2 protein-coding genes are annotated in these 3,974 nt (G+C 73.9%); both read left to right on the forward strand.

The features are described from left to right. The first annotated feature begins 41 nt into the window (after positions 1–41). Positions 42–2,555, forward strand: coding sequence for a type I polyketide synthase (locus tag ACWDBB_RS36035; protein ID WP_449793623.1), 2,514 nt, complete (start codon positions 42–44; stop codon positions 2,553–2,555). A gap of 2 nt (positions 2,556–2,557) precedes the next feature. After that, on the forward strand, positions 2,558–3,974 hold a 1,417-nt coding region (locus tag ACWDBB_RS36040), incomplete at its 3' end, for a type I polyketide synthase (RefSeq protein WP_449793624.1).

Raw genomic sequence — 3,974 nt, forward strand, 5'->3', positions numbered from 1 at the left:
CGCCACCCGCGACCACGACGGCGGGAACGCCGGGCGCACGTGTGCCTTCGTACGCCTTCCAGCACCAGCACTACTGGCTCCAGCCCACCACCCCGGCACCGACCGGTGACGGCCGGATCGACCACCCGCTGCTGCGGGACGCCATGGAACTCCCCGACGACAACGGCGTGGTGCTGACGGGACAACTCGCCACCGCCGCGCAGCCGTGGCTCACCGAACACGTCATCTCGGGCTCGCCCCTGCTGCCCGGCGCGGCGTTCGTGGACCTGGCGCTCCGGGCCGGCGAACACGTCGACTGCCCGGCGGTCGAGGACCTGACGCTGGAGACACCGCTGGTGGTCGCGGACGGCGTGCAGGTGTCCGTGACCGTCGGCCCCGACCGGGCGGGCCGGCGCAGCGTCTCGATCCACGCGCGCGCGGACGGCGAGTGGGTGCGGCACGCCACCGGAACGCTGGGCGCCGTACCCGTCGTACCACGGGAGCCCTGGGCACGGCAGTGGCCGCCGCACGGCGAAGCCGTCGACCTCGACGCCTTCTACGACAACCTGGCCGACGCCGGATTCGCCTACGGCACGGCCTTCCGAGGTCTGCGAGCGGCCTGGCGCGACGGCGACACCCTCTACGCGGAGGTGGCCGTACCCGCCGGCGACACCCGGTTCGCCCTGCACCCCGCCCTGCTCGACGCCGCGATCCAGACCGTGACCGTCGCCGACGACCGGGCGAAGATGCCGTTCTCCTTCGCCGGGATCTCCTGCCGGCGCGGCGCCGAGCACGCCAGGGTCCGGCTGACCGTGACCGGCCAGGACACCTGCGCGATCGCCCTCGCCGACCGGTCGGGCGCGCCGATCGCCGAGATCGCCTCGTTGACCCTGCGCCGGCCGGCCGGGGCCACCACGCAGGACGTGCCGTACCAGGTGGCGTGGCCGGTCCTGGAAGCGGTGACCACCGAACCGGACATCCCGGTCCACCACGCCACCTCGCCCGTCGAGACCCTGCGGGTGATCCAGGACTTCCTCACCACGGACACCCCGCGCATGGTGGTCGCCACGCGCAACGCCGTGCCGGTCCGGCCCGGTGAGGACGTCGACCCGCAGGCCGCCGCCGTCTGGGGCCTGGTCCGGTCGGCCGCCACCGAGCACCCCGGCCGGTTCGTGCTGGTCGACGGTGACGACGGCGACGGGGTCCGGCTGGCCGGCGACGAACCCCAGCTCGCGATCCGCGCCGGCGCCGTTCACGTCCCCCGCCTCGAACGGGCGCGGACCGGACCGCTGCCCTCGCCGCTCAGCCCCGAGGGCACGGTGCTCGTCACCGGCGGCACCGGCACCCTGGGCGGCACGATCGCCCGCCACCTCGCCGTGCGGCACGGCGTGCGGCACCTGCTGCTGGTCAGCCGGAGCGGCCCGGACGCCCCCGGCGCGGCCGCGCTGACCGCCGACCTGGCCGCGCTGGGCGCGACCGCCGACATCGTGGCGTGCGACGTGTCCGACCGCGAGGCGGTGGCGCGGTTGCTCGCCGAACACCCGGTCACCTCGGTGATCCACACCGCGGGCACGCTGGCCGACACCGTCGTGGAATCCCTCACCCCGCAGCAGTTCGCGCGCGTGTGGGAGCCGAAGGCCCTCGCGGCGCGGCACCTCCACGAACTGACCTCGGACCTGGAGGCGTTCGTGCTGTTCTCGTCGGCGGCCGGTGTGCTGGGCGGTGCGGGCCAGGCGAACTACTCGGCGGCGAACGCGTACCTCGACGGCCTCGCCGCACACCGGCACGCCCAGGGACAGCCGGCCGTGTCGCTCGCCTGGGGTTACTGGGCGGAGACCAGCGGCATGACCGGAGGTCTGAGCGCCACCGACCGGCACCGCCTGGCCAGGGCCGGCGTACGGCCGCTGCCGACGACGGACGCGCTGGCCCTGTTCGACGCCGCGCTGACCGCGGGCACCCCCACCCTCGCGCCCGTCAGGTTCGACCTGCCGGCGCTGCGCCGCGCCGGCGACCCGCCCGCCCTGCTGCGGGAGCTGGTACGGCCCCGGCGCAGGCGGGCCGCCGACCGCGTGTGGACGCAGGCCGACGTGCTGCACCTGGTCGTGGGCCAGGTCGCCCTCGTCCTGGGGCACTCGTCACCGGAGGCGGTCAACCCCGACCAGGCGTTCACCGACATCGGGTTCGACTCGCTCACCGCCGTGGAACTGCGCAACCAGCTCGACGCGGACACCGGCCTGCGCCTGCCCGCCACGCTCGTCTTCGACCACCCGACACCGACCCGCCTCGCCGCCTTCGTGCACACGCGGCTGCACGGCACCGAAACCGAACCCGACCCCCTGCTCGCCGAACTCGACCAGCTCAAGTCCACCCTGGACGCGGCAGCCGACGACGCCGACTACGAGACCGTCGCGGCCCGCCTCGAAGCACTGCTCGCGGCCTGGACCGCCAAACGCACCGGCTCGGCGGCCGGTGTCGACGAGGCCAGCGACGACGAACTGTTCAGCCTTCTGGACGATGCGCACCGCAGGACCGAGGTCATCCGATCGGGCGAGTCCCGAAACGCTGAGGAGAAGTAGCGATGTCCGACGAAGAGAAGCTGCGCACTTACCTCAAGCGCGCCACGGCCGACCTGGGAGTGCTCAGCAAGCGCCTCGCCGACATGGAGGAGGCCGCGCGCGAACCGATCGCGATCATCGGCATGGGCTGCCGCTACCCGGGCGGAGTGGAGTCCCCGGCCGACCTGTGGCGGCTCGTCTCGGACGGTGCCGACGCGATCACCGAATTCCCGCCGGACCGTGGATGGGACGTCGTCTACGACCCCGACCCGGACCGGCCGGGCACGACCTACAGCCGATCGGGCGGCTTCCTCGCCGACGGCGCCGGGTTCGACGCCGGGTTCTTCGGCATCTCGCCGCGCGAGGCACTGGCGATGGACCCGCAGCAGCGGGTGCTGCTGGAAACCGCTTGGGAGACCTTCGAGTACGCCGGCATCGACCCGACCACACTCGGCGGCAGCCGCACAGCCGTGTTCACCGGCCTGTGGTCCTCCGGCTACGGCAACCAGCCGCCGCCGGACCTCGAAGGTTTCCTCGCCACCGGAACGGCCACCAGCGCCACGTCCGGGCGGGTGTCGTACCTGTTGGGGCTGGAGGGTCCGGCGGTGTCGGTGGACACGGCGTGCTCGTCGTCGCTGGTGGCGATCCACCTGGCGGCGCAGGCGCTGCGGGCGGGGGAGTGCTCGCTGGCCCTGGCCGGTGGTGTGACGGTGATGGCGACGCCGGCGGGGTTCGTCGAGTTCTCGCGGCAGCGGGGGCTCGCCGTCGACGGCAGGGTGAAGGCGTTCGCCGAGGCGGCCGATGGTACGTCCTGGGGTGAGGGCGCCGGCCTGGTGCTGCTGGAACGCCTGTCGGATGCCCGCCGCAACGGCCACCGGGTGCTGGCGGTCGTCCGGGGCTCGGCGGTCAACCAGGACGGGGCGTCCAACGGGCTCGCGGCGCCGAACGGTCCGTCCCAGGAACGCGTCATCCGGCAGGCGTTGGCGAACGCCGGATTGTCGACGGCGGACGTGGACGCGGCGGAGGCCCACGGCACGGGGACGACGCTCGGTGACCCGATCGAGGCGCAGGCGCTGCTGGCGACGTACGGCCGGGACCGGGCGGAGCCGTTGTGGCTGGGGTCGGTGAAGTCGAACATCGGGCACACGCAAGCCGCCGCCGGTGTGGCGGGTGTGATCAAGATGGTCATGGCGATGCGACACGGGCAACTGCCGCGGACCCTCCACGTGGACGCGCCGACCTCCCACGTCGACTGGTCGGCGGGCCGGGTCTCCCTGCTGACCGAGGCCCGGCCGTGGCCGGAGACGGGGCGTCCCCGCCGCGCGGGCATCTCGGCGTTCGGCATCAGCGGCACCAACGCGCACGTCGTCATCGAACAGTTCCCGGAGGAAACCGCCGGACAGCCCGCCGCGGACGACTCCGCGGAGCCCACCGTGTGGC

This window comes from Kitasatospora sp. NPDC001095, assembly GCF_053598615.1.